The organism is Amycolatopsis sp. NBC_00355 (genome assembly GCF_036104975.1).
GTDB lineage: Bacteria > Actinomycetota > Actinomycetes > Mycobacteriales > Pseudonocardiaceae > Amycolatopsis.
Genome location: NZ_CP107982.1, coordinates 852,376 through 873,840 on the forward strand (window position 1 = coordinate 852,376; position 21,465 = coordinate 873,840).

Annotated in this window: 19 protein-coding genes; 14 read left to right on the top strand and 5 right to left on the bottom strand. The window is 73.5% G+C overall.

Annotated elements, in window-relative coordinates; translation table 11 throughout:
* The first annotated feature begins 167 nt into the window (after positions 1-167).
* The gene (locus OHS18_RS03740; protein ID WP_328615924.1) at positions 168-2,954 is read left to right on the top strand and encodes an AfsR/SARP family transcriptional regulator; all 2,787 of its coding nucleotides are present in this window, start codon (positions 168-170) and stop codon (positions 2,952-2,954) included.
* Between the two features lie 33 nt (positions 2,955-2,987).
* Here OHS18_RS03740 and OHS18_RS03745 read toward each other — a convergent pair whose 3' ends face one another.
* Positions 2,988-3,503 carry a hypothetical protein gene (locus tag OHS18_RS03745; protein ID WP_328456060.1) on the bottom strand — a complete coding sequence of 172 codons (516 nt, stop codon included), beginning with the start codon at positions 3,501-3,503 and terminating at the stop codon, positions 2,988-2,990.
* A gap of 142 nt (positions 3,504-3,645) precedes the next feature.
* Between OHS18_RS03745 and OHS18_RS03750 the strand changes: the two genes are divergently transcribed.
* The 11 genes from OHS18_RS03750 (at position 3,646) to OHS18_RS03800 (ending at position 14,560) form a co-directional block, all read left to right on the top strand.
* Positions 3,646-4,788, top strand: a complete 1,143-nt coding sequence (locus OHS18_RS03750; protein ID WP_328615925.1) for a serine hydrolase domain-containing protein — start codon at positions 3,646-3,648, stop codon at positions 4,786-4,788.
* Positions 4,789-4,802: 14 nt separating this feature from the next.
* Positions 4,803-6,068: an FAD-binding protein gene (locus tag OHS18_RS03755; RefSeq protein WP_328615926.1), complete on the top strand. Its 1,266-nt coding sequence runs from the start codon at positions 4,803-4,805 to the stop codon at positions 6,066-6,068.
* 162 nt (positions 6,069-6,230) lie between these two features.
* On the top strand, positions 6,231-7,511 hold the full coding sequence (locus OHS18_RS03760) for an ABC transporter substrate-binding protein (RefSeq protein ID WP_328456054.1): 1,281 nt from the start codon (positions 6,231-6,233) through the stop codon (positions 7,509-7,511).
* Between the two features lie 3 nt (positions 7,512-7,514).
* Entirely contained in the window at positions 7,515-8,462 is a 948-nt protein-coding gene (locus OHS18_RS03765; RefSeq protein ID WP_328615927.1) for a carbohydrate ABC transporter permease, read from the top strand.
* Between the two features lie 11 nt (positions 8,463-8,473).
* Positions 8,474-9,310 carry a carbohydrate ABC transporter permease gene (locus OHS18_RS03770; RefSeq protein WP_442875461.1) on the top strand — a complete coding sequence of 279 codons (837 nt, stop codon included), beginning with the start codon at positions 8,474-8,476 and terminating at the stop codon, positions 9,308-9,310.
* Positions 9,311-9,315: 5 nt separating this feature from the next.
* Positions 9,316-9,891, top strand: a complete 576-nt coding sequence (locus OHS18_RS03775; protein ID WP_328615929.1) for a hypothetical protein — start codon at positions 9,316-9,318, stop codon at positions 9,889-9,891.
* A gap of 61 nt (positions 9,892-9,952) precedes the next feature.
* Positions 9,953-11,029 (top strand): Gfo/Idh/MocA family protein, encoded by a 1,077-nt coding sequence (locus OHS18_RS03780; protein ID WP_328615930.1) that lies wholly within the window; start codon positions 9,953-9,955, stop codon positions 11,027-11,029.
* Positions 11,026-12,294, top strand: a complete 1,269-nt coding sequence (locus OHS18_RS03785; RefSeq protein WP_328615931.1) for a Gfo/Idh/MocA family protein — start codon at positions 11,026-11,028, stop codon at positions 12,292-12,294. The genes OHS18_RS03780 and OHS18_RS03785 overlap by 4 nt, the downstream gene beginning before the upstream one ends.
* An 86-nt stretch (positions 12,295-12,380) precedes the next feature.
* Entirely contained in the window at positions 12,381-13,574 is a 1,194-nt protein-coding gene (locus OHS18_RS03790) for a pectate lyase family protein (RefSeq protein WP_328615932.1), read from the top strand.
* 181 nt (positions 13,575-13,755) lie between these two features.
* Positions 13,756-14,145: an STAS domain-containing protein gene (locus OHS18_RS03795; RefSeq protein ID WP_328615933.1), complete on the top strand. Its 390-nt coding sequence runs from the start codon at positions 13,756-13,758 to the stop codon at positions 14,143-14,145.
* Between the two features lie 64 nt (positions 14,146-14,209).
* Positions 14,210-14,560, top strand: a complete 351-nt coding sequence (locus OHS18_RS03800) for a DoxX family protein (RefSeq protein ID WP_328615934.1) — start codon at positions 14,210-14,212, stop codon at positions 14,558-14,560.
* Here the strand turns inward: OHS18_RS03800 and OHS18_RS03805 are convergent.
* Complete coding sequence (locus OHS18_RS03805; protein WP_328615935.1) at positions 14,541-16,682, bottom strand: AfsR/SARP family transcriptional regulator; 2,142 nt, start codon at positions 16,680-16,682, stop codon at positions 14,541-14,543. The genes OHS18_RS03800 and OHS18_RS03805 overlap by 20 nt on opposite strands.
* Positions 16,683-16,912: 230 nt before the next feature.
* Between OHS18_RS03805 and OHS18_RS03810 the strand changes: the two genes are divergently transcribed.
* Entirely contained in the window at positions 16,913-17,356 is a 444-nt protein-coding gene (locus OHS18_RS03810; protein WP_328615936.1) for a DUF6294 family protein, read from the top strand.
* Between the two features lie 22 nt (positions 17,357-17,378).
* Here the strand turns inward: OHS18_RS03810 and OHS18_RS03815 are convergent, their stop codons facing one another.
* From OHS18_RS03815 to OHS18_RS03825, 3 genes are read right to left on the bottom strand one after another with little or no spacing between them, the layout of a single operon-like run.
* The gene (locus OHS18_RS03815; protein WP_328615937.1) at positions 17,379-18,314 is read right to left on the bottom strand and encodes an SDR family NAD(P)-dependent oxidoreductase; all 936 of its coding nucleotides are present in this window, start codon (positions 18,312-18,314) and stop codon (positions 17,379-17,381) included.
* Between the two features lie 9 nt (positions 18,315-18,323).
* Positions 18,324-19,181 carry a universal stress protein gene (locus OHS18_RS03820; RefSeq protein ID WP_328615938.1) on the bottom strand — a complete coding sequence of 286 codons (858 nt, stop codon included), beginning with the start codon at positions 19,179-19,181 and terminating at the stop codon, positions 18,324-18,326.
* A 47-nt stretch (positions 19,182-19,228) separates the two neighbouring features.
* A complete protein-coding gene (locus OHS18_RS03825; RefSeq protein ID WP_328615939.1) occupies positions 19,229-20,443 on the bottom strand; it encodes an MFS transporter in 1,215 nt (404 codons plus the stop codon).
* Positions 20,444-20,555: 112 nt separating this feature from the next.
* Here OHS18_RS03825 and OHS18_RS03830 point away from each other — a divergent pair, with 112 nt between their 5' ends.
* Positions 20,556-21,443: a LysR family transcriptional regulator gene (locus OHS18_RS03830; protein ID WP_328615940.1), complete on the top strand. Its 888-nt coding sequence runs from the start codon at positions 20,556-20,558 to the stop codon at positions 21,441-21,443.
* Positions 21,444-21,465: the final 22 nt, after the last annotated feature.

Below are 21,465 nucleotides of genomic sequence, written 5' to 3' on the forward strand. Positions count from 1 at the left end.
AAAGGAAACGCGCGACTTTCGTCGTGCGCCGGACGGCCCAGCCCAAGATCGGCAATCGAGTGACATCGGCGCGGCGCGCGATCGATGTCGGCGATTCGCCCACCGGCCCGACGCCGCCTCGTTAAAGTCCGCCGTCGTGGGGGCGGTCGTCGTCATGGAGTTGCGACATGGGCGCTGAAGTGCGGTTCCACCTGCTCGGGCCGCTCACCGTGACGGTCGGCGGCCACGCGCTGCCGCTCGGCGGGGCGAAGCAACGGGCCCTGCTGGCCCACCTGCTGCTCAACGCGAACCGGCTGATCCCGCCCGGCCAGCTCATCGACACGATCTGGCCCAGCGACCCGCCGACGTCGGCCACGGCCAACCTGCAGACCTACGTATGGCGGCTGCGCCGGCTCCTGCCGGGGACCGCGCTGCGCACTCACGGCCCGGGGTACTCCCTCACCGTCGAGCCCGGCGACGTCGACGCGCACGACTTCACCCGGCTCGTCGCCGACGCCGCCCGCGCGGCCGAGGACGGCGCACCCGAGACGGCGTTGACACTCCTGGCCGAGGCGGAGGCGTTGTGGCGCGGCGACCCGCTGGAGGACCTGCCGACCGCGCCCGCCTGGGACGCCGAGCTCGGCCGGCTCGTCGAGAACCGCCTCGCCGCCGTCGAGGAACGGCTTTCGCTGCAGGTGCTGCTGGGCCGCTACGACCAGGCGATCGCCGAGCTCACCGTGCTGCTGGCCGAGCACCCGTACCGGGAACGCCTGTGGCAGCAGTACTTGCTCGCCCTGACCGGCGCGGGCCGCCGCGCCGACGCGCTGCGCGCGTACACGACCGCGCGGGAGCGGCTGGTCACCGAACTCGGCGTCGAACCGGGACCGGAACTGCGGGCGCTGCAGGCCGCGATCCTGGCCGGGGAGCCGCTGAAGACGGCCGGCGTCGAAGCGCCGTCCCCGCTGCGCCAGCTCCCGGCGGACCTGCCCGACTTCACCGGCCGCGACGACTACGTCCGCGACCTGGAAGCGGCGCTGGGCGCCGGTCCGGCGCCGGTGGTGCTGACCGGCGCGCCCGGCACCGGCAAGACGGCGCTGGCCATGCACGTCGCCCACCGCCTCGCGGACCGGTTCCCCGACGGCCAGCTGTACGTCGACCTCGCCGGCACCGGCGCGCCGCGCGACCCGGCCGAGGTGCTCGCCGACTTCCTGCACGCCCTCGGCGTCACCGGCAACGCCGTCCCGGCCGGGCTCGGCCAGCGGGCCGCGTTGTTCCGCTCCCGGCTGGCCGGGCGCCGGGTGCTGCTGGTGCTCGACGACACCGCGACCGCCGGGCAGGTCCGCCCGCTGCTGCCGGCCGACGCCGGGTGCGCCGTGCTGGTGACGACCCGCGGCCGGCTGCCGGAGCTGGCCGGCGCGAAGCACGTCGAGCTGACGGTGTTCGGCGAGCAGGAAGCGCAGCGGCTGCTGGCCGGGGTCGCCGGCGTCGACCGCATCGACGGCGAACCGGCCGAGGCCGCGGCGATCGTGGCCTGCTGCGGGTACCTGCCGCTGGCCATCCGGATCGCCGGGGCACGGCTGGCCGGGCGGCAGGCGTGGAGCCTGCGGACGCTGCACGACCGGCTGGCCGGCGAGACGGGCCGGCTGAGCGAGCTGCGCGTCGGCGACCTCGGTGTCCGGTCCAGCTTCGAGCTGAGCCTGCGCCAGCTCGAGCCGTCCGCCCGGACCGCCTTCTGCCGCAGCGCGTTGCTGGGCGCGCAGGACTTCCCGAGCTGGGTGTTCGACGCGCTCCTGGACCGCCGCGGCACGCACGAGGTGCTCGACGTGCTCGTCGACGCCAACCTCGTCTCGCTGGTGGGCCTGGACGCGAGCGGGCACCCGCGCTACCGGCTGCACGACCTGCTTCGCTGCTACGCGGCGGAACTCCTGGACGCCGAGCCCGTCCCGGTGCGGCGGGAGGCGCTCCGACGGGTCCTTTGTGGACTGCTGGCGCTGGCGAAGACCGCGGCGGCGGGGCTGCCACCGGCGTTCGGCGCGATGACCGGGCCGCCGCTCGGCGGGCCGCCCGAGGACGCGGCCCGGCTGGTGGCCGATCCGCTGGCCTGGTTCACCGCCGAACGCAAGCTGCTCGCCGCCGCGGTCCAGCTCGCCGCCGACGCCGGGCTGGACGAGCTCGCGTGGCAGCTGACCGCGACCGCCGTCCCGTTCTACGACCTGCGCGGCGCCTACGACGACTGGCGGCGCAGCCACCTGACCGCGTGGGCCGCGGTGCGGGCCGCCGGCAACCGGGCGGGCGAGGCGGTGCTGGCCCGCGGCCTCGGCCAGATCGGGGTGTATAACGACGAATACCCCACCGCCGTCGCGGACCTGGAACGGTCCGCGGCCCTGTTCGCCGAACTCGGCGACGTCCGCGGGGAGGCGCTGGCGGTGGCCGGGCTCGGCACGCTGGCCCGGGTCTGCGACCGGCCGCGGGAAGCGCTGAACTGCTACCTGCGTGCCCTCGACGGGCTCGAGCGGGCGGCCGACCGCAGCGGCGTGGCCCAGATGCGCAACTCGATCGGCGCGGCCCACGTGCGGCTGGCCGAGTACGCCGAGGCGGCGGACTGGCTGGGCCGCGCCCGCGAGCTGGCCCGCGAGATGGGCGACGCGCACCGCGAGGCGCGGGTCCTCACCGAGTTCGGTGCCCTGCACCGCGACACCGGACGGCTGCCGGAGTCACTGGCCTGCCTGCGGCTCGCGCTGAGCATCTTCGAGGACCTCGACGACGAACGCTGCGTCGCCTACGCGCTCCTCGGCATCGCCCAGACGCTCCTCGCGGTGGGCGAGCCGGTCCAGGCGCGCGGGGTGTGCGACCGCGCGCTGCGCGTCTTCCGCGAGACCGGCAACCGCCAAGGCGAGACGACCGGCCTGGCCCTGCTGGACCAGGCCCAGCGCCGGCGCAGCCCGGCCCCGGTCGTGAGCGGCAACGCGGGTTAGCCCCAGCGTCGGCACTCACGACCCGCGCCGGTATCAGTTGGCGTTGCCCGGCTTCCAGCCCAGGTAGCTGCCGAAGTAGCTCTGCTTGGCGTGGCCGATCGCGCCGTCGACGCTCGTCGCCCAGACGCCGCCGCTGCCGTCGGCGATGCCCACGTGGCCGTAGGCCGAGATGTTCCAGAACACGAACGCGCCCTTCGGCGGGGTGCCCGTGGTGTGCCGGGCACCGTCCGAGGAGCGCCAGTGCTCGATCGCGCTCGCGTGGTGGGTGGTCCGGGCCCACGACAGGCGCGCGGCCTTCTCGCAGTAACCCTGGTAGGCGGTGCTGCCCTTGCGGCTCGAATACCAGGCGATCGCCTGGGACGCGGTCCGGGCGGCGGCCAGCTCGGCGGCCGAGTCGGTGATGACGGCGCCGGGGTCGGCGATGTCGGCGGCGGTGACCTCCGCGTAGACCTCGGACGGCGGGGCGGTGGCGGCCGACGCGATGGTCGCGCCGCCGAACAGCAGGGCGGCCGACAGGGCGGCCACCGGGGCGAAGTTCCTGATGAGCATGGGTCTCCCTCGGATCGTGACGAACCGGGGGAGACCCTGCTGGTGATCGCTACACCGCGGCTACACCCGCGCTCTCACCGCCCGGGAGGGGACCCCGGCGCCCTGGGCTAGCCTCGGGCGGACCGCCGACCCGGGGAGCACCATGAGCCTGCGCGAGATCCTGCAGCGGCACGTCGACGACGGCGCGCTGCCCGGCGCGGTCGGCGTCGTGGCCCGGCCCGGCCACACCGAGATCGCGGCCGTCGGCTCGGTCGACGTCGAAGGCAGCGGGCCGATGGCCGAGGACACCCTGTTCCGGTTCGCGTCCCTCACCAAGCCTGTCACCGCCGCCGCGGTCCTGGCCCTGGTGGACGACGGCCGGCTCGCCCTCGACGACCCGATCGGCCGGTGGCTGCCCGAGCTGGCCGACCCGAAGGTCGTGCGCACCCCGGCGGGCCCGGTCGACGACCTCGTCCCGGCGAACCGGCCGATCACCGTCGCCGACCTGCTGACCAGCCAGGCCGGCTGGGGGTTCGCGTCCGACTTCTCGCTCCCGGCGGTGCAGGCGCTCTTCCCCGTCCAGATCGACGGCCGGGAAGTCCAGCGCTTCCCCGAGGCCGACGTCTGGCTCGCGCGGCTGGCCGAGGTGCCGCTGCTCTACCAGCCCGGCGAGTCCTGGCTCTACGACACGTGCTCGGCGATCCAGGGCGTGCTCGCCGCCCGGGTGGCCGGTGCGCCGCTGCCGGAGTTCCTCGACGAGCGGATCCTCGGCCCGCTCGGGATGACCGACACCGGGTTCGTCGTCGGCGCGGACCGGCGCGACCGGTTCACCAGCTTCTACAAGGCCGGCCCGGACGGCCTGGTCCTCGCCGACCCGCCGGAGGGCCAGTGGAGCACGATGCCCGCCCTGCCGCTCGGCTCCGGCGGGCTGGCCGGGACGGCGGGGGACTGGCTGGCGTTCGGCCGGATGCTCCTCGCCGAGGGCGCCGCGGCGGACGGCAAGCCCGTGCTGACCCCCGAGTCGGTCCGGCTGATGACGACCGACCACACCACCGCGGCGCACCGCGAGATCGGCGCGCTCTTCCTGGACGGCCAGGGCTGGGGGATGGGCGGGTCGGTCGACGTCGCCGAAACCGACCCCTGGACCGTCCCCGGCCGCTACGGCTGGGTCGGCGGCACCGGCACCACCGCGTACGTCGTGCCCGCTACCGGCACGGTCAGCGTGCTGCTCACCCAGGTCGGCGAAGACAACCCGGTCGCGCCGGCGTGGATGCGGGACTTCTGGCGGTACGCGGCGGCGGAGTGAGTAGGGTCGGGCAGATGGGCGAGTCGAACTGGGCCGGAAACCATCAGTACGCCGCCGAAACCGTGGTGACGCCGCGCACGCGCGACGAAGTGCGCGAAGCGGTCGAGGCCGCGTCGAGCGTCAAGGCGCTCGGCAGCCGGCACTGCTTCAACGACATCGCCGACGCCCCCGGCGGCGTGCTCCTCGACCTGAGCGAGCTCGAGAGCGCGGTGGAGATCGACGCGGACGCCGGCACGGTGACCGTCGGCGGTTCGGCGCGGTACGGCGACTTCGCGCAGCAGCTGCACGCCGCCGGGTTCGCCCTCGCCAACCTCGCCTCGCTGCCGCACATCACGGTCGCGGGCAGTGTCGCGACCGGCACCCACGGCTCCGGCCGCCGCCGGCAGGGACTCGCGGCGGCCGTCTCGGCGCTGGAACTGGTCACCGCGGGCGGCGAGGTCCGCACGTTCTCGCGGGCCGCGGACCCGGACGTGTTCCCCGGGCTGGTCGTGAGCCTCGGCGCGCTCGGCGTCGTCACCCGGCTGACCCTCGACGTGGTGCCCGCGTTCGACGTCCGCCAGGTCGTCTTCGACGGCTTGGCGTGGGAGGCCGCGTACGAGCACTTCGACGAGGTCGAAGACGCCGGGTACAGCGTGAGCCTGTTCACGAACTGGACGAGCGACGTCGTGGACCAGGTCTGGGTCAAGAGCCGGGCGGACGCCTTCACCGAGCGGGCCGGGCTGTTCGGCGCCGTCGCGGCCGACGTCCCGCGGCACCCGGCGCACGCGGCCGGCGTCCCGGCCGGCAACGTCACCCCGCAGCTGGGCGTGCCGGGGCCGTGGCACCAGCGGCTCCCGCACTTCGCCCTCGAGTTCACCCCGAGCGTCGGGGACGAACTGCAGACGGAGTACTTCGTGCCCTACCGGGACGCGGCGGCCGCGATGGCGGTCGTGCGCGAGATCGGTGACGTGCTGGCGCCGGTGCTGCTGGTGTCCGAGATCCGCACGGTCGCGGGTGACGACCTCTGGCTGAGCCCGGCCCACGGCGGCGACCGCGTCGCGCTGCACTTCACGTGGCAACCGCGTCAGCCCGAGGTCGAATCGGTGCTGCCGCTGCTCGAAGAGCGGCTGGCACCGTTCGGCGCGCGGCCGCACTGGGGCAAGCTCTTCCGCGGCGGCGACCTGGCCGCGGTGTACCCGCGGCTGGCCGATTTCCGTTCCCTGGCGGGAAGTCTGGATCCCGGTGGCGTGTTCCGCACCCCGTTCGTCCGCCGGCACGTCTTCGGTGAAAGCGGCGTGTGAATGCGTTCGGAGTAACCGTTCTTCGACGATTTCGACCGTGAAATCCGTGTATTGACACGTTTGTCGCGTGCGTCCTACGGTGGACCGCCGAGTTCCTGTAAGCGCTTTCTCGCCGACTTCGTGGGAGCGCTCACAGGTCATTCCGACCGGACGGAGATGTCGATGCGTCGGACGCGTGTGCGCGGGTTCGGGGCGGTCGCCGCGATCGCCCTGCTGCTGTCCGGAACGGCCGCGTGCGGCTCGGACTCGGGGGGCGGCGGTGACGTGACGATCACCTTCGCCTGGTGGGGCAGTGACGGCCGGGCGAACCTGACCAAGCAGGCCGTCGAGCTGTTCCAGAAGAAGAATCCCGCCATCAAGGTGCAGACGTCGTTCGCGGCGTACGCGGCCTACTGGGAGAAACTGGCGACGCAGACGGCCGGGGGCAAGCCGCCGGACGTGCTGAACGTCGACACCCGCTACCTCGCCGAGTACGGCGGGCGGAACGTGCTGGCCGACCTGAACCAGGGCGCGGGCAAGGCGATCTCGCTCGCCGACGTCAACCCCGAGCTGGCCGCCACCGGCGTCTACCAGGGCAAGCGGTACGCCGTGCCGTGGGCGCAGAACACGCCGGCGATGCTCTACGACCCCGCCGCCTTCACCGCGGCCGGCGCGGACCCGGCGAAGGGCCTGACCTGGGACCAGTACGCCGACGCGACCGCGAGGGTCAGTGCCGCCGGCGGGTTCGCCGCGCGCGGCGCGACCGACTTCGGCATCCTCGACACACCGCTGGAGATCTGGCTGCGCCAGCAGGGAAAGCAGTTCTACACCCCGGACGGCAAGCTCGGTTTCACCGCCGACGACCTCCGCCGGTACTGGCAGCTCGCGAGCCGGTTCCGCGACACCAAGGGCGCGTCGCCCGCCGACGTCACGGCCTCCTACAACACCTCGCCCGAGCAGTCGCCGCTCGGCAAGAAGCTGACCAGCTCGGAGTTCGCCTACGACAACCTGCTGCCCGCCTACCGCAAGGCGAACGGCAAGAACCTGACCGTCGCGCCGTACCCGACGGGCGCGAACGGCGACCTCGGGCAGTACCGGCGCCCGTCGATGTTCCTGTCCGTGTCCGCCCGCAGCCAGCAGCAGGAGGCCGCCGCGAAGCTGGTCGACTTCTTCGTCAACGACGCCGACGCGGGCAAGATCCTCGGCACGGACCGCGGGCTCGCGCCGAACCTCAAGATCCGCGGGCAGCTCTCGGCCGGCGCGACCGGCGACGACAAGACGCTCTACGCCTACGAAGCCGCGCTCGAACCGAAGCTCGGCGCCGCGCCGCCGGTCCCGCCGAAGGGCGCGGGCGCGATCCAGAAACTCCTCCAGCGCACGTACGAGGAGATCGCGTTCGGGCGGCTGGGCATCGACGACGCTGTCACCCGGTTCATGTCCGAAGCCGACAAGAGCCTGGGGTAGCCGATGACGACGCTGCGCACCCCGGCACCACCCCGGCCGGTGCAGCCGCGGGCGCCGGGCCGCGGGTACCGCCGCAAGAGCCAGCCGGAAGCGTTCGCGTTCCTCACGCCGTGGCTGCTGGGGGCGGTGGCGCTGACCGTCGGCCCGATGGTCGTCTCGCTCTACCTGTCGTTCACCGACTACGACCTGTTCACCACGCCGCACTGGGTCGGCTTCGGCAACTTCACGCACATGTTCACCGACGACGACCGGTACCTGCGGTCGGTCGAGGTCACGCTGATCTACGTCCTCGTGTCGGTGCCGGTGAAGCTCGCCGTGTCGCTGGGGGTGGCGTTGCTGCTCAACACCCGCCGCGGCGGAGGTGGCTTCTACCGCGCCGCGTTCTACGCGCCGTCGCTGCTCGGCGCGAGTGTCGCGGCCGCGCTCGTCTGGCGGGCGCTGTTCACCGGCGGCGGGCCGGTGAACGAGGTCCTCGCGGGGTTCGGCTGGCGCACGCCGAGCTGGGTCGACGACCCGAACTTCAGCCTGGCCACGATCGTGCTGCTCGGGGTGTGGCAGTTCGGCGCGCCGATGGTGATCTTCCTGGCCGGCCTCAAGCAGGTCCCGGCCGAGCTGCACGAAGCCGCCGCCATCGACGGCGCGGGCGCGCTGCGCCGGTTCCGCCACATCACGCTGCCGATGCTGTCGCCGGTGATCTTCTTCAACCTGGTGATGGAGGCCATCCACGCGTTCCAGGCGTTCACCCCGGCGTTCGTCATCGGCGGCGGCCGCGGCGGGCCCGCCGACGCGGACCTGTTCTACACGCTCTACCTGTTCGAGGTCGGCTTCCAGGACTTCCGCATGGGGTACGCGTCCGCGATGGCCTGGGTGCTGCTGGTGGTGATCGCGATCGTGACGGCGATCGTGTTCCGCACCGCGAAGCTCTGGGTGTTCTACGAGGACCGCCCGTGACCGCCCTCCGGATGCCCCGCACCGCGCGGTCGATCGGCTGGCACGTGCTGTGCCTGTGCGGGATGGCCGTGGTGCTGTACCCGGTGGCGTGGCTGGCTTTCGCGTCGGTCAAGCCGCCGGACGAGATCCTCTCGCGGCTGGCGCTGCTGCCCAGCCGGTTCGTCTTCGACGGCTACTCGAAGGGCTGGGAAGGCGCCGCGGGCGTGGGCTTCGGCCGGTTCTTCCTCAACTCGTTCCTCGTCGCCGGGCTTTCCGTGGTGGCCAACGTCGTCTCGTGCTCGCTGGCCGCGTATGCCTTCGCGCGGTTGCGGTTCCGGTTCCGCGGCGCGCTGTTCGCGTTCATGATCACGACGTTGATGCTGCCCTACCACGTGACCCTCATCCCGCAGTACGTGATCTTCCAGCAGGCCGGGCTGGTCAACACGTTCGTCCCGCTGATCCTGCCGAAACTGCTGGCCACCGAAGCGTTCTTCGTGTTCCTCATCGTCCAGTTCATGCGCGGGATCCCGCGCGAGCTCGACGAGGCCGCGACCATCGACGGCTGCAGCGTCTACCGGACGTTCTGGCACGTCGTGCTCCCGCTGTCCAAACCGGCGCTGGTCACGACGTCGATCTTCACGTTCATCTGGACGTGGAACGACTTCTTCACGCAGATGGTGTACCTGAACGACACGGAGAAGTTCACCGTGCCGCTCGGCCTGCGGCTGTTCGTGGACACCAGCAGCCAGTCCGACTTCGGCGCGATGTTCGCGATGTCCGCGCTCGCGCTGGTGCCGATCGTGCTGTTCTTCCTCGCCTTCCAGCGCCTGCTGGTCGAAGGCGTCAGCACCAGTGGCCTGAAAGGATGACGTCGATGCGCGACACGGCGGTGCGGCGGGTGGACTGGCGCGCCTGGCTGGGTGACTTCTCCGACTGCCTGCTGGTGGGATTGCTGGTCGCGCTCGCGTCGGTGCCGGTGGTGACCGCGCCACCCGCGTTCGCCGCGGGCTGCCGGGCGCTGGACCGGGCCAGGCACGGGATCGTGCGTCCACTGTGGACGACGTTCTGGGCGGACTTCCGCCGGGCCGCTCGGGGCGGAGTGGCCTTCGGGGCTTTTGGTGCCGTCGGGGTCGTGCTGGCCGCGCTTGACCTCGAAGTGGCGGCCTCGATGCCGGGCGCGGGGGTGCTCCGGCCGGTGTTGTGGGTGCTCGCCGCGGTGGGCGTGGTGGTCGCGGTGCGGACGTGCGAAGCGGTCGCGTCGTCCGAGCTGCCCTGGCGCCGGGCGGTGCCCGCTGCCGCGCGGAGCACGGCCGGGGCGCCGGGGAAGGCGTTGCTCGTGGCGATAGCGGTGGTCTTGTCGGCGGTGCTGGTCTGGATGCTGCCGGTGCTGGCTCTCGTGGTGGCCGGACCCCTGTGCCTGGCCGCCGTGGCGACCGGCGCGCGTTCATGAGTGATCGTGGCGCGGCGGGCGAGCCGCTGCCGAATCCCGTACCGGCGATCGGCGCGTGCTCATGAGCGCGCCTCTCCTCGTCGTCTTCGGCACCGCCGGTTACGCGGCCACCCACCTGCGCCGGGCCCGGGAGCTGCACGACCGCGGCGAGATCGTGCTCGCCGGCGCGTGCGACGTCCGTGACCCGCCGCCGGAATCCCTCGAACTGCTGCCGGACGGCGCGATCGTCACCTACGATCCCGCCGAGCTGCTGTCCCGCACCGGCGCCGGGATCGCGGTGGTGGCGACCCCGCCCCGCACCCATCTACTGCTCGCGCGACTCGCGCTCGACGCCGGGTGTCACCTGCTCGTCGAGAAGCCACCCGTGCTCGACCTGGCCGCTTTCGACGAACTCGCGCGGCGGGGCCGGGCCGTGCAGACCGGGTTCCAGAGCTTCGGATCCGCCGCGATCCCGGTGATCCGCGCCGCGATCGACCGTGGCGAGATCGGCGACGTCACCGGCGTCGGCGCGGCCGGGGCGTGGATCCGGCGGGACGACTACTACCAGCGCGCCGCGTGGGCGGGCCGCCGCGACCTCGGCGACGGGTCGCTGACGAACCCCTTCGCCCACGCCGTCGCGTCCGCGCTGCTGCTCAACGGCACCGCCGACACCGACCCGGAGCGGGTCACCGTCGAGCTGTACCGGGCGCGCGACATCGAGTGCGACGACACCGCGTGCACCCGGCTCACCTTCGAGAACGCGCCGGACGTCGTCGTCGCGGCCACGCTCACCGCCGAGGCCGACCACGACCCGTACGTGCTCGTCCACGGCACCGCGGACCGGATCCGCTGGCACTACAAGACCGACGACCTCGTCATCGGCGACGAGACGGTTCGCGTCGGGCCGCCGGAAGACCTGCTCACCAACCTCGTCCGGCACGTCCGCGATCAGGTCCCGTTGCTCGCGCCACTGACGCGGACACGCGCCTTCACCGCGTTGGTCGAGGCCGTGCGTGGCGCCCCCGAACCCCGTCCGCTACCGGCCGTGCGGGACGAGGACCGGTTCGTCGTGCCGGGTGTCGACGCCGCCGTCGACGACGCGGCCGGACGGCTCGCCCTGTTCTCCGAACTCGACCTGTCCTGGGGGTACCCGGCATGAAGCGGTACGCGATCGTCGGACTCGGTTCGCGTGCCGAGCTGTTCGCCCGGGCCCTGGCAGCCTCACCGCGAGCCGAGCCGGCCGCGTTCTGCGACCACAACGAGACGCGCATGCGGGTCCACAACAGCTGGCTCGGCACGGCCGTGCCGTGTTACGGGCCGGACGGCTTCGGCGCGATGCTCGCAAAGGAGCGGATCGACGTCGTCGTGGTGTGCACGCCGGATCACACGCACGCCCGCTACGTCGCGGACGCCCTCACCGCCGGCTGCGACGTCGTCACCGAGAAGCCCATGACGACCGACCTCGACGGCGTCCGGCTGATCCTGGCGGCGCAGCGGGAGACCGGGCGCTCGGTGCGGGTCGCCTTCAACTACCGCTACAACCCGGTGCACCGGCGGGTGCGCGAGCTGCTCGCCGAAGGCGCCGTCGGCGAAATCGGCTCGGTGGAGTTCAGCTGGCTGCTCGACACCGCGCACGGCGCCGACTACTTCCGCCGCTGGCACCGCGACAAGGAGCGCTCCGGCGGGCTGCTCGTGCACAAGTCCGGGCACCACTTCGACCTGGTCAACTGGTGGCTCGGCCGCGGCCCGGAGACGGTGTACGCGCTGGGCGGGCTCGTCTTCTACGGCGAGGAGAACGGCCGGCGGCACGGCCACGCCACCGGGTACACCCGCGGGACGGACCCGGCGGCGCGCGACGACCCCTTCGCCCTCGACCTCGAGAGCTCGCCGCGGCTGCGGGCGCTGTACCGGGACGCCGAGGCCGAGGACGGTTATCTCCGCGACCGCAACGTGTTCTCCCCGGGCATCACGATCGAGGACGACCTGTCGGTCCTCGTCCGCCACCGCGGCGGCGTGGTGCTGAACTACCACCTGCACGCCTATTCACCCCGCGAGGGCTACCGCGTCGTGTTCTCCGGCAGCGAGGGCCGGCTCGAACTCGACGTCCGGGAGAACGAGCACGCGGGCGCCGCGGCCACACCGTCCCGCGCCCTGCTGATCCGGCAGCGGCACTGGGAACCGCCCGAGGTCGTGCTCGACCAGGAGCTGGGGGAGGGCCACGGCGGCGGGGACGAACGGATGCTCGCCGAACTGCTCGGTGACGCGGCGCCCGACCCGCTCGGCTGCGCGGCCGACCACGAGGACGGGCTGCGGGCCCTGCTCACCGGGCTCGCCGCGAACCGGTCCCTGCGCACCGGCGAGCCGGTCGGGATCGACGGCCTGCTCGACGAAATCGGCATGTCCGGACACCGACCGAGGGAGTGATGATGCGGTTCACGGCCTGCCTTGTCCTAATAGGACTGATCACCACGGCCGCGCCGGCGTCGGCGCACGGCGCCGAGCCCGGCCGGGTGGTGCTCGGCGCGCGTGACGGCTGGGCCGCGGCGACCACCGGGACGACCGGCGGCGCGGCCGCGGCACCCCGGGACGTCCGCACGGTGTCGAAGCGCTCCGAGCTGGCCGCCGCGCTCGCGGCCCGCCCCGGCGTCCCCAAGATCGTCTACGTCCGCGGCACGATCGAGGGCAACGTCGACGCCCGCGACCGGCCGATGAGCTGCGACGACTTCGCCGACCCGGCGTACAACCTGCCCGCGTACCTGGCGCGGTACGACCCGGCGACCTGGGGCAGGACCCCGGTGTCCGGGCCGCTGGAGGACGCTCGGGCGCGGTCGCAGGCCAACCAGGCCGCCCAGGTGGTGCTCGACGTCGGCCCGGACACCACCGTCGTCGGCCTCGGCGGGGCGAAACTGCACGGGCTGACCCTGCGCGTCACCGGCGACAACGTCATCCTGCGGAACCTGCGCTTCGAGGACGCGCACGACTGCTTCCCGCAGTGGGACCCCCTCGACGGCGCCGACGGCAACTGGAACTCCGAGTACGACAACCTCGACCTCGTCGGCGCCACCCACGTCTGGGTGGACCACAACGACTTCGGCGACGGTGCCGACACCGGATCCGTCGAGTACTTCGGGCGCAAGTACGAGGTCCACGACGGACTGCTCGACATCGTCACCGGCTCGGACCTGGTCACGGTCTCCTGGAACCGGCTGCACGACCACGACAAGACCATGCTGATCGGCAGCACCGACCACCCCGACGCCGACACCGGCAAACTGCGCGTCACCGTGCACCACAACGAGTTCACCGCCATCGGCCAGCGCGCCCCCCGCGTCCGGTACGGCCGGGTACATGTGTATAACAACCTATACCGCGTGCCGGAGGTCGCGTCGTACACGTACTCGCTGGGCGTGGGCGTCGAATCCCGCATCTACGCGGAGGAGAACTTCTTCCGCATCCCGGCCGCGCTGCCGCTGGGCGCGCTGGTGGAGTACTGGAAGGGCACGGTGCTGCACGCCACGGGAACGCTGGTCGCCGCCGGCCACGCCCGTCCGCGCCCGGTCGACCTGCTGGCCGAGTACAACGCGGCGAACGACCCGGACCTGGGCCCGGACGTCGGCTGGACCCCGGCCCTGGTGCCGCGCCTCGATCCGGCGCGCGAGGTCCCGGCCCGCGTGACGGCGGGCGCGGGTCCGGATCGGGCTTAGGCCCGCTTCTCCGACAGCGGCGGATCACCCGGACCTTGGTGATCCGCCGCTCGAGTCGATTGGTGTCTTGGGCGGGCAGGTCTGCGGGCGGCGGCCGAGGGCACTTGACCGGACAACGAGGTTTCGGGCTCCCGGCGACCGGGTAGGCGGTGATCATCCGCAGCCGAAAGGGAGTTCCACCTTGACCGAGACGCCCGCCCCCGATCCGACGGGACTGATGCTGACCGCGGTGACGTCCCGGCCGACGCCCGGGACCCTGCGCGTCACCGTGACGGGTGAGGTCGACATGTCCACTCGGCCGATGCTCGAAGCCGAGTTCGGGCGGGCCGTGGCCGACGAGCCGCAGCGGCTGGTCGTCGACCTGACGGGTGTCGGGTTCTGCGGGGTGACGGGGATGGCGACGTTCGCCCGGCTGCGGTCCCGGTGTGCCGACGCGGGGATCGAGCTGGTCGTGCGGCCCTCGAGCGTGGTGCGGCGGGCGCTCGACCTCGCGGCGCTGAGGTCGATGTTCCGGCTGGAGGGACCCTGGGCGAGCGGCGTGGTGGAGATCGCGCAAGCCGCCGAGCGGTGAGTCACCTTCGGTGCGGCCCGGCCGTCGAGGAGGCGTAACCGCTTCCGGGGCAAGGACTTCGCCGATGACCACCGCTCACCTCGTCGTCACCTTCGTGACCATCGCCGCGAACGCCGTGATGGGCGTCGCCGATCTGGCCCGCGCGCGTTTTGTGCTGGCCAACTCCGCGGCGGTGGACGTGCCGCCCGGGTGGGTGCCGGTCCTCGGCGTCCTGAAGCTCGCGGGCGCGGCCGGGCTCGCCGCGGGCCTGGCCGGGTTCACGGCGTGGGGCACGGCCGCGGCGATCGGCCTGGTGCTGTTCTTCGTGGGCGCGGTCGGGGCGCACGTGCGGGCGCGGGCGTTCCGCACCCTCGCCGCGCCGGGGGCGTACCTGGTCCTGGCACTCGGGTGCCTGGTCACCGGCCCGGTGACGTGAGCTGGCCGTCCAGCGCGCGGGCCTCCTCGTCGGCCGCCGCCAGCTCGCGGTCGGCGGCCGCGGCGTCGCCCGGTCGGCCGCGGCGGGTCAAGGCCTCCGCGTGCCGGCGACGGGAGAACACCACCGCGGGCCAGTGGGCGAGCGCGAGGTTGTGCCGGACCGCGGCGCGCAGGTGCGTCACGGCCAGGTCCGCGTCTCCCGTGGTCAGCGCCGCCGTGCCCAGCGGGTAGTGGGCCGAGCCGAAGCAGGCGATGGCGAGGCTCGCCATCACCGGCAGGTGGCCGAACGGGCGGAGCAGGTCGTAGACCCGCGCCGCCGTTTCGGTGTCGTCCACCAGGTACGCCGTTTCCGCCACCCCGCACAGCGAAAGCAACCACGTGCTGGAGCGGGGCAACGCGCCCAGGTCGTCGCCGGACAGCCGCGCCAGCGCGCCCACCGCCGTCCGGTGATCGCCCGCGTACGCGGCCGCCACGGACAGCGCGGCGTAGTACGAGTTGTCGATGGGGCTGAGCGTGGGGGAGTGCATCAGCCGGTCCAGCACCGGCACCAGCTCCCCGAGCCGGCCCTGGAACCAGCGGATCGCCACCAGCTGCGCGCCGTACCAGCCGAGCGCGTCGGGGTCGCCGGCCACCTGCCCGAGCTCGGCGCAGGCCTGCGCGCCCGCCTCGGCCTCGGCGAACCGGCCCGCCCGGATCGCCAGCATGACCTCCAGCGACGCGGCCACGAAGCCGGCCGCCAGGTGTTTCCGGGTGGCCAGCAGGTCTTCGAGCTCGCCGAGCCGCCGTTCGGCATGCGGATCGGCGGCCAGGAACCGGTCGACGGTGTCCCACAGCACGCCCATGACCAGGTCGGTACGCCGTCCCGACGGCCCGCTCACACCGACCAGCTCGGTGGCGAGCGCCTGCCGCAGCGCCGCGTGGTCCGGGCCGAGCAGGCAGTGGTGGGCCAGGCTCAGCGCCTCGGCGTGCGCGACGGGATCGCCGGCCGCCCGGGTTTCCGCGGTCAGCGCCAGGATCCGGTCGTGCGCGCTGTTCTCGTAGTCCAGCTCGCCGGCCAGCCGGATCCGCAGGCGGCGGCCCAGCCGGGACGCCGGGTCGACGCGGTCCAGCACCTGCCGCAGCCGGGTCAGGAGTGTCGTCGACGCGGCCGACGTCCGGTGTTCGTGCACCCACACCCCGCCCAGCCCGAGCACGGCGCGTCCGAGCGTGTCGACGTCGCCGGCGACCTCGGCCTTGCGGTAGGCGTCCTCGAAGTGCGTCCGGCTCGTCCGGAGGTCGCCTTCTTCGAGCAGCGCGTGTTCTCCGGCGCCGAGGGAGTCGACGTCCGGGACGGCGATCGTCTGCCGGGGCCGCACGGCGAGCAGGCTCGGGTCGTGGGCGAGGACGCGCCGGTGCACCTCGGTGAGGATGGGTGACGGCTCCAGGCCGGACGCGCCGACGAGGTCGCGGCGGGCGCGGCGGAAGACCTCGAGCGCGTCGCCTTGGCGCCCGGCCCGGTAGAGGGCGGTCATCAGCTGCGCCCAGAGCCGTTCGTGGCCGGGGAACGCGGCGGTCAGCACTTCGAGCTCGGCGATCAGGCCGGTGTCCTCGCCCGCGGCCAGGTCGGCGTCGATCCGGTCCTGCACGGTGTTGTGCCGCACCCGCTCGAGCCGCATCCCTTCGGCGGCCAGCACTTCGACCTCGTCGAACTCCCCGTACGCGGCGCCGCGCCACAGGTCCAGCGCGGTGGTCAGGTGCGTGCGGGCGGTGCCGTGGTCGCCCGCGGCGAGTGCCCGGCGTCCCTCGCCGGCGAGCTGCTCGAACCGCACGGCGTCGATGGCCTGCGGGGCCACGTGCAGCACGTATCCCGGTGGCCGCGTCAACAGCAGCGGTGGCGCGAAGGTCCGGCGCAGCCGCGAAAGGTACGTGCGCACGGTCCGGTCGACCTGGTCGGGCGGTTGGTCACCCCACAGCGCCCGCCCGAGCGCGCCCACACTGACGACCCGGCCGGCGTCCGCGGCCAGCACGGCCAGCAGCGTGCGCAGCCGCGGCCCGCCGACGTCCACCGGTTCCCCGCCGATCCCGACCTCGAACGGCCCCAGGACGCCCAGATCCACACCACGATCCACGCCACGCGCGGTCATCCCGCTCATCCCCGCCCCTCCACCGCGGACGAGTCCGCGTTTCGGTCTACAGGAGCAGGACGTGCCGTGCGAGATACGTCGTACGCGAGGTCGTGATCGACGAACTGTCGATGGCGTGTCGATGCGCTGTCGATGGAGTGTCGATGGACTGTCGATGGGCGCTGTGAAGCTCGGCCACGTCCCGCCGGACAGCACCGTTCCGCGGGACTCACCACACGGGAGGGAACTCGATGAGGCACACGATCCGGGGTCTGGGCACGGTTCTGGCGACGGCCGCCGCGGGGGCGGCGTTGCTGGCCGCCGCGCCGGCGGCGCAGGCCGCGCCGGCGAACACCGCCGCCGTGCTCGACGTGAAGAGCGCGACCTGGGGCCAGCTGCACGCGGGCGACTGCGAGCAGGACAACGGCACCATCGTCCTGCGCTCGGACGGCACCGGCGACTGGAGCGCGACCACGCTGACGTACCAAACCCACAGCGGGGACGTCTGGCACTCCAGCTTCGACGTCAAGACGACGGCCGGGACGAAGCTGTTCTCCGCGGGCACGTTCGACAGCCCGCGGATGAACGACGGCAACCCGCCGCCGCGCTACACCTGGAGCGCGCACTTCAAGTACGACGCGGCGCTGTTCGGCGCCGTCGACATCTTCAAGTCGATCCAGCACTCGAGCTGCTGAGCGGGACCACGGGTCCCGGCGGCTACCCGTCGAGGCCGGTGGCTTCGAGGCAGTAGTCCAGCAGCTTCCGCACCCGTGCGTCGTCGGGGCGGGTGTGGGGGAACAGGTGCTCCGGACGCGGGCGGCGGTCGTGCCAGAAGCGGCCCGCGTCCGGAGCCGGCTCGGTCGCGGCGAGCCAGACGGCGGTGTCGGCGCCCTGCGCGGCCGTGCGCAGGAAGGGGCGCGTCACGCGCCGGAACAGCGGGAGCGACCCGGTCAGGCCCGGGGTGTCGGCCCAGCCCGGGTGGCAGCTGTGCACCGCCAGCCCCCAGCGCCGCGCCAGCACCGGCGTCAGCTCGACCTGCATCCGTTTCGTGCGGGCGTAGGCGACCGCGCCGCGGTAGGTGCCCGAGCGGTATTCGGGGTCGTCCGCGGCGAGCGCCTGGGTGTACATCCCGCCTGAGGACATGAAGATCACCCGGCCGTCCCGCAGTGCCGGCCGGAGCAGCCCGGTGAGCAGCAGCGGGCCGAGGACGTGGGTGGCGAGCGTGACTTCGTGCCCGTCTTCGGTTTCCGAGCGCTCGCGCGGGAGGGTGCCCGCGTTGTGGATCAGGACGTCCACCCGCGGGTGCTCGGCGGCGCAGGCGCGGACCGAGGCGAGGCTCGACAGGTCGCAGTGCGCGAGCCGGACGTCCGCGCCGGGCACCCGGGCGAGGACGTCGTCGCGGGCGGGGGCGCCGCGGCCGAGGTCGCGCACGAGCATGACCACGGACGCGCCGAGCCGCGCCAGCTCGGCCGCGCAGGCCTGGCCCAGTCCCGAACCCGCGCCGGTCACCAGGGCCACTTTTCCTTGCAGCGCACCGGGTGCGGGGTCGTCGGGCCGCCAGTGGGGCCGCCGGAGCAGGTAGCCGAACCGGGTGTAGCCGGCCGCCGTCCGATCGAGGACGAGGTCGGCCAGGCCGGCGAGAGGAGCGATCACCGGTCCACGCTACGGCCGGACCGGCGGTCGCGCCGTGCGGACCAGCCGGACCGGGCAGGCCGCGTGGTGCAGCAGGGTCTGGGCCGTGGAGCCCAGCAACAGTCCCGGGAAGCCGCCGCGGCCGCGGTCGCCCAGCACGATCAACTGGGCCGTCACGCTGCGCTCGACCAGTGCGCGCCGCGGGTGTGCCGGGACCACCACCCGCTGCACCTTGACGTCTTCGGTCCGGACCTGCTCCTCCAGCAGCCGGCGGCCGGCGTCGGAGACGGCCTGGCGATCCAGCTCCGCGGGTGGCTCGTCGGCCCACGCGTGCAGCACCACCAGCGGCACCTTCCGGACTCGGGCTTCGGCGAGTGCCGTCGCGAGGACCCGCGTCCCGGCGTCGCCGCCGTCGACGCCCGTGAGGACTGGGCCGCCGGCATCCCGCTCGTCCCAGTGGTCGCCGCGGACCACCACCGTGTCGCAGTGCGCGTGGGTGCCGACCGCCGCGGCGACCGCGCCGGCGAGCCGCCCGGCGCACCGGCCGCGTCCGGACGCCCCGACCACCAGCAACGCGGCGGTCCGCGACACTTCGATCAGGGTTTGGGCAGCGCGGTCGGGATCGAGCCGGATGACGGCGTCCGGCACGCCCTGCGCGGCGGCGAGCTCCCGCGCGGTCCGCAGCGCGCGCCGGCCGCGGGCCCGCAACGCGTCCAGCATCTCTTCGGGCGGCGGCACCTCGCCGCCGGCGAACAGCGCCGGGAAGTCGAGCGCGTGCCGGATTTCGAGGGGCCTGCCGTGCAGCCGGGCCGCTCGCGCCGCCCAGCGGACGGCGTCGAGCGACTCGGCCGAGCCGTCGGCTCCCGTGACGATCGGCGGGGTGGTCATCGGCGGCTCCTGACGCGGGCTGGCGTCCGCCGGCGGCAAGCCCGCGGTCAGGCGAGCGTGCGCCGCGCGGACCAGCCGATCAACCCCAGTTCCAGCACGGCGAACCCGGCCAGCACGACCGGACCGGGCAGCCAGAGCATCGCCAGGCCGGTCGTCAGCACCGGCAGGACCAGGCCCGCGTAGGCGGCGAGGAACAGCGCGGCCAGGACTTCGCCGCGGGTGAGCGGGTCGGCGAGCGCGGCGACGGTGCCGACGCCCGCCCGGAAGCCCAGGCCGAACCCGGACCCGCCGAGCACGGCCGCGACGAAGAACAGCGGGAGCGACGCGGTGAACGCCGACACCGCCAGCAGCACCAGACCGACGCCCATCAGCACGTACCCGGACCGCAGCTGCGGCCGCGTGCCGGCGCGGGCGAACACGATCTGGACGAGCGCGGCGCTGCCGAGCATCACGAAGGGCGCGATCCCGGCGAGCAGCCGCGACGGCTGGTGCAGTTCCTGCGCCAGCAGCGCGGGGGCGAGCGCCATGAACAGGCCGCTGATGGCGAACGCGCCGAACACGCCGATCGCGGCGCCGGTGAACTCGGACCGGGCGGCCGGCGGCAGAGAAAGCCGTTGCGGCCGGTAAGCGGGCCGCTCTTCCCGGCGTTCCACGGTTTCCGGCACCAGGCTCACCGCGAGTGCCTCGACGAGCAGCACCACCAGGAAGACGGTGAACGGCGTGCGCAGCGGCTGGTCGGCGAACCGGGCGAAGAAGCCGCCGACGAGCGGGCCGATGGCGAGGCCGCCGGCGTTCACCACGGTCGTGATCAGGCCGGAGCGGCCGGGGTCGGCGTCCGGGTTCGCCTGGGCGCGCAGCTCGGACAGGTGCGCGGTGGCGGTCGCGGTGAGCGCGCCGATCCCGGCGCCGCTGATCAGCCGGGCGACGATCAGGCCCGGCACGTCCGGCCGGAGCAGGAACAGGGCGGCGGCGACGGCTTCGGCCAGCAGCCCGGCGAGGATGACGCGGCGGCGGCCCAGCCAGTCGCTGACGTGCCCGGCCAGGTAGAGACTCAGCATCACGCCGACCGCGTAGGCGGCGAAGACGACGGTGACGACGAAGGTGGGGAAGCCGTCCCGCTGCTGGTAGAGCGCGTACAGCGGGGTCGGGACGGTCGAGAACGCGAGCGCGGTCGCGAAGGCGACGGCGATGATGCCGAACCCCAGGCCGTGGCTCACCCGCAGGCGCGCGGCGGGCCGGGCCGGGGTGATGGTGGCGGACATGCTGACCTCCTGGTCTTCGGATCTTCCGCCTTCCACCATGAACCCGCCGACTCACCAAGTCCAACGAAGAGTCGTGGTGCCAGTTATCGATTCGGGCGATAAATTGGCTCGTATGGAGACGCGTCAGCTGGAGTACTTCGTCGCCGTCGCGGAGGAGCTCAGTTTCACCCGGGCCGCCCAGCGGCTGTACGCGGTGCAGTCCACCGTGTCGGCCGCGGTCCGGGCCTTGGAGACCGAGCTCGGCGCGCGGCTGTTCGACCGGTCCACCCGCAAGGTCGCGCTGTCCGCGGCCGGCGTCGCCTTCCTGCCCGAGGCGAAGGCCGCGATCGAAGCACTGGAGCGGGCCCGCGCGACGGTCCAGGAGGCGTCGGCGGGGCTGCGCGGCAGCCTCCGGATCGGCACGCTGACGGCGATCGGCAGCGTCGACCTGCCCGGGCTGCTCGGCGCGTTCCACCGCCGCTACCCGCTGGTCGACATCCAGGTCACGGTGTCGATCACCGGGTCGACCGGCCTCGCCGAGGACGTCCGCCAGGGCCGGCTCGACGCCGCGCTGGTCGGGCTGCCCGGCGCGGACCTGCCCGGGCTGGACGTCCGAGCGCTCGAATCCCGGCCGTTCGTCGCGCTGCTGCCGCACGGCCATCCGCTGGCGCGCGAGCGGGAGATCCGGCTCGAGAGCCTCGCCGGGGAGTCCTTCGTCGACATGCCGCGCGGTTTCGGCAACCGGGTTCTCGTCGACCGCGCCTACGACGTGCTGGGCTCGCCCCGGCGGGTCACCGTCGAGGTCGCCGACCTGCGGACCGTGCCCGGGTACGTCCGGGCCGGCCTGGGGATCGCCGTCATCCCGGAGCTGCCCGAGGCCGACGAGCCGGACGTCGTCACGCTGCCGCTGGCGGGTGCGGGCCTGGACTGGCCGCTGAACCTGGTCTCTGCGAGCGCGAAGCCGCCGAGCCGGGCGCTGCGCACCCTGCTTGATCTCGTCACGGCTCAAGACCATATTTGAACGTGTTCAACTCTTCCGGTAC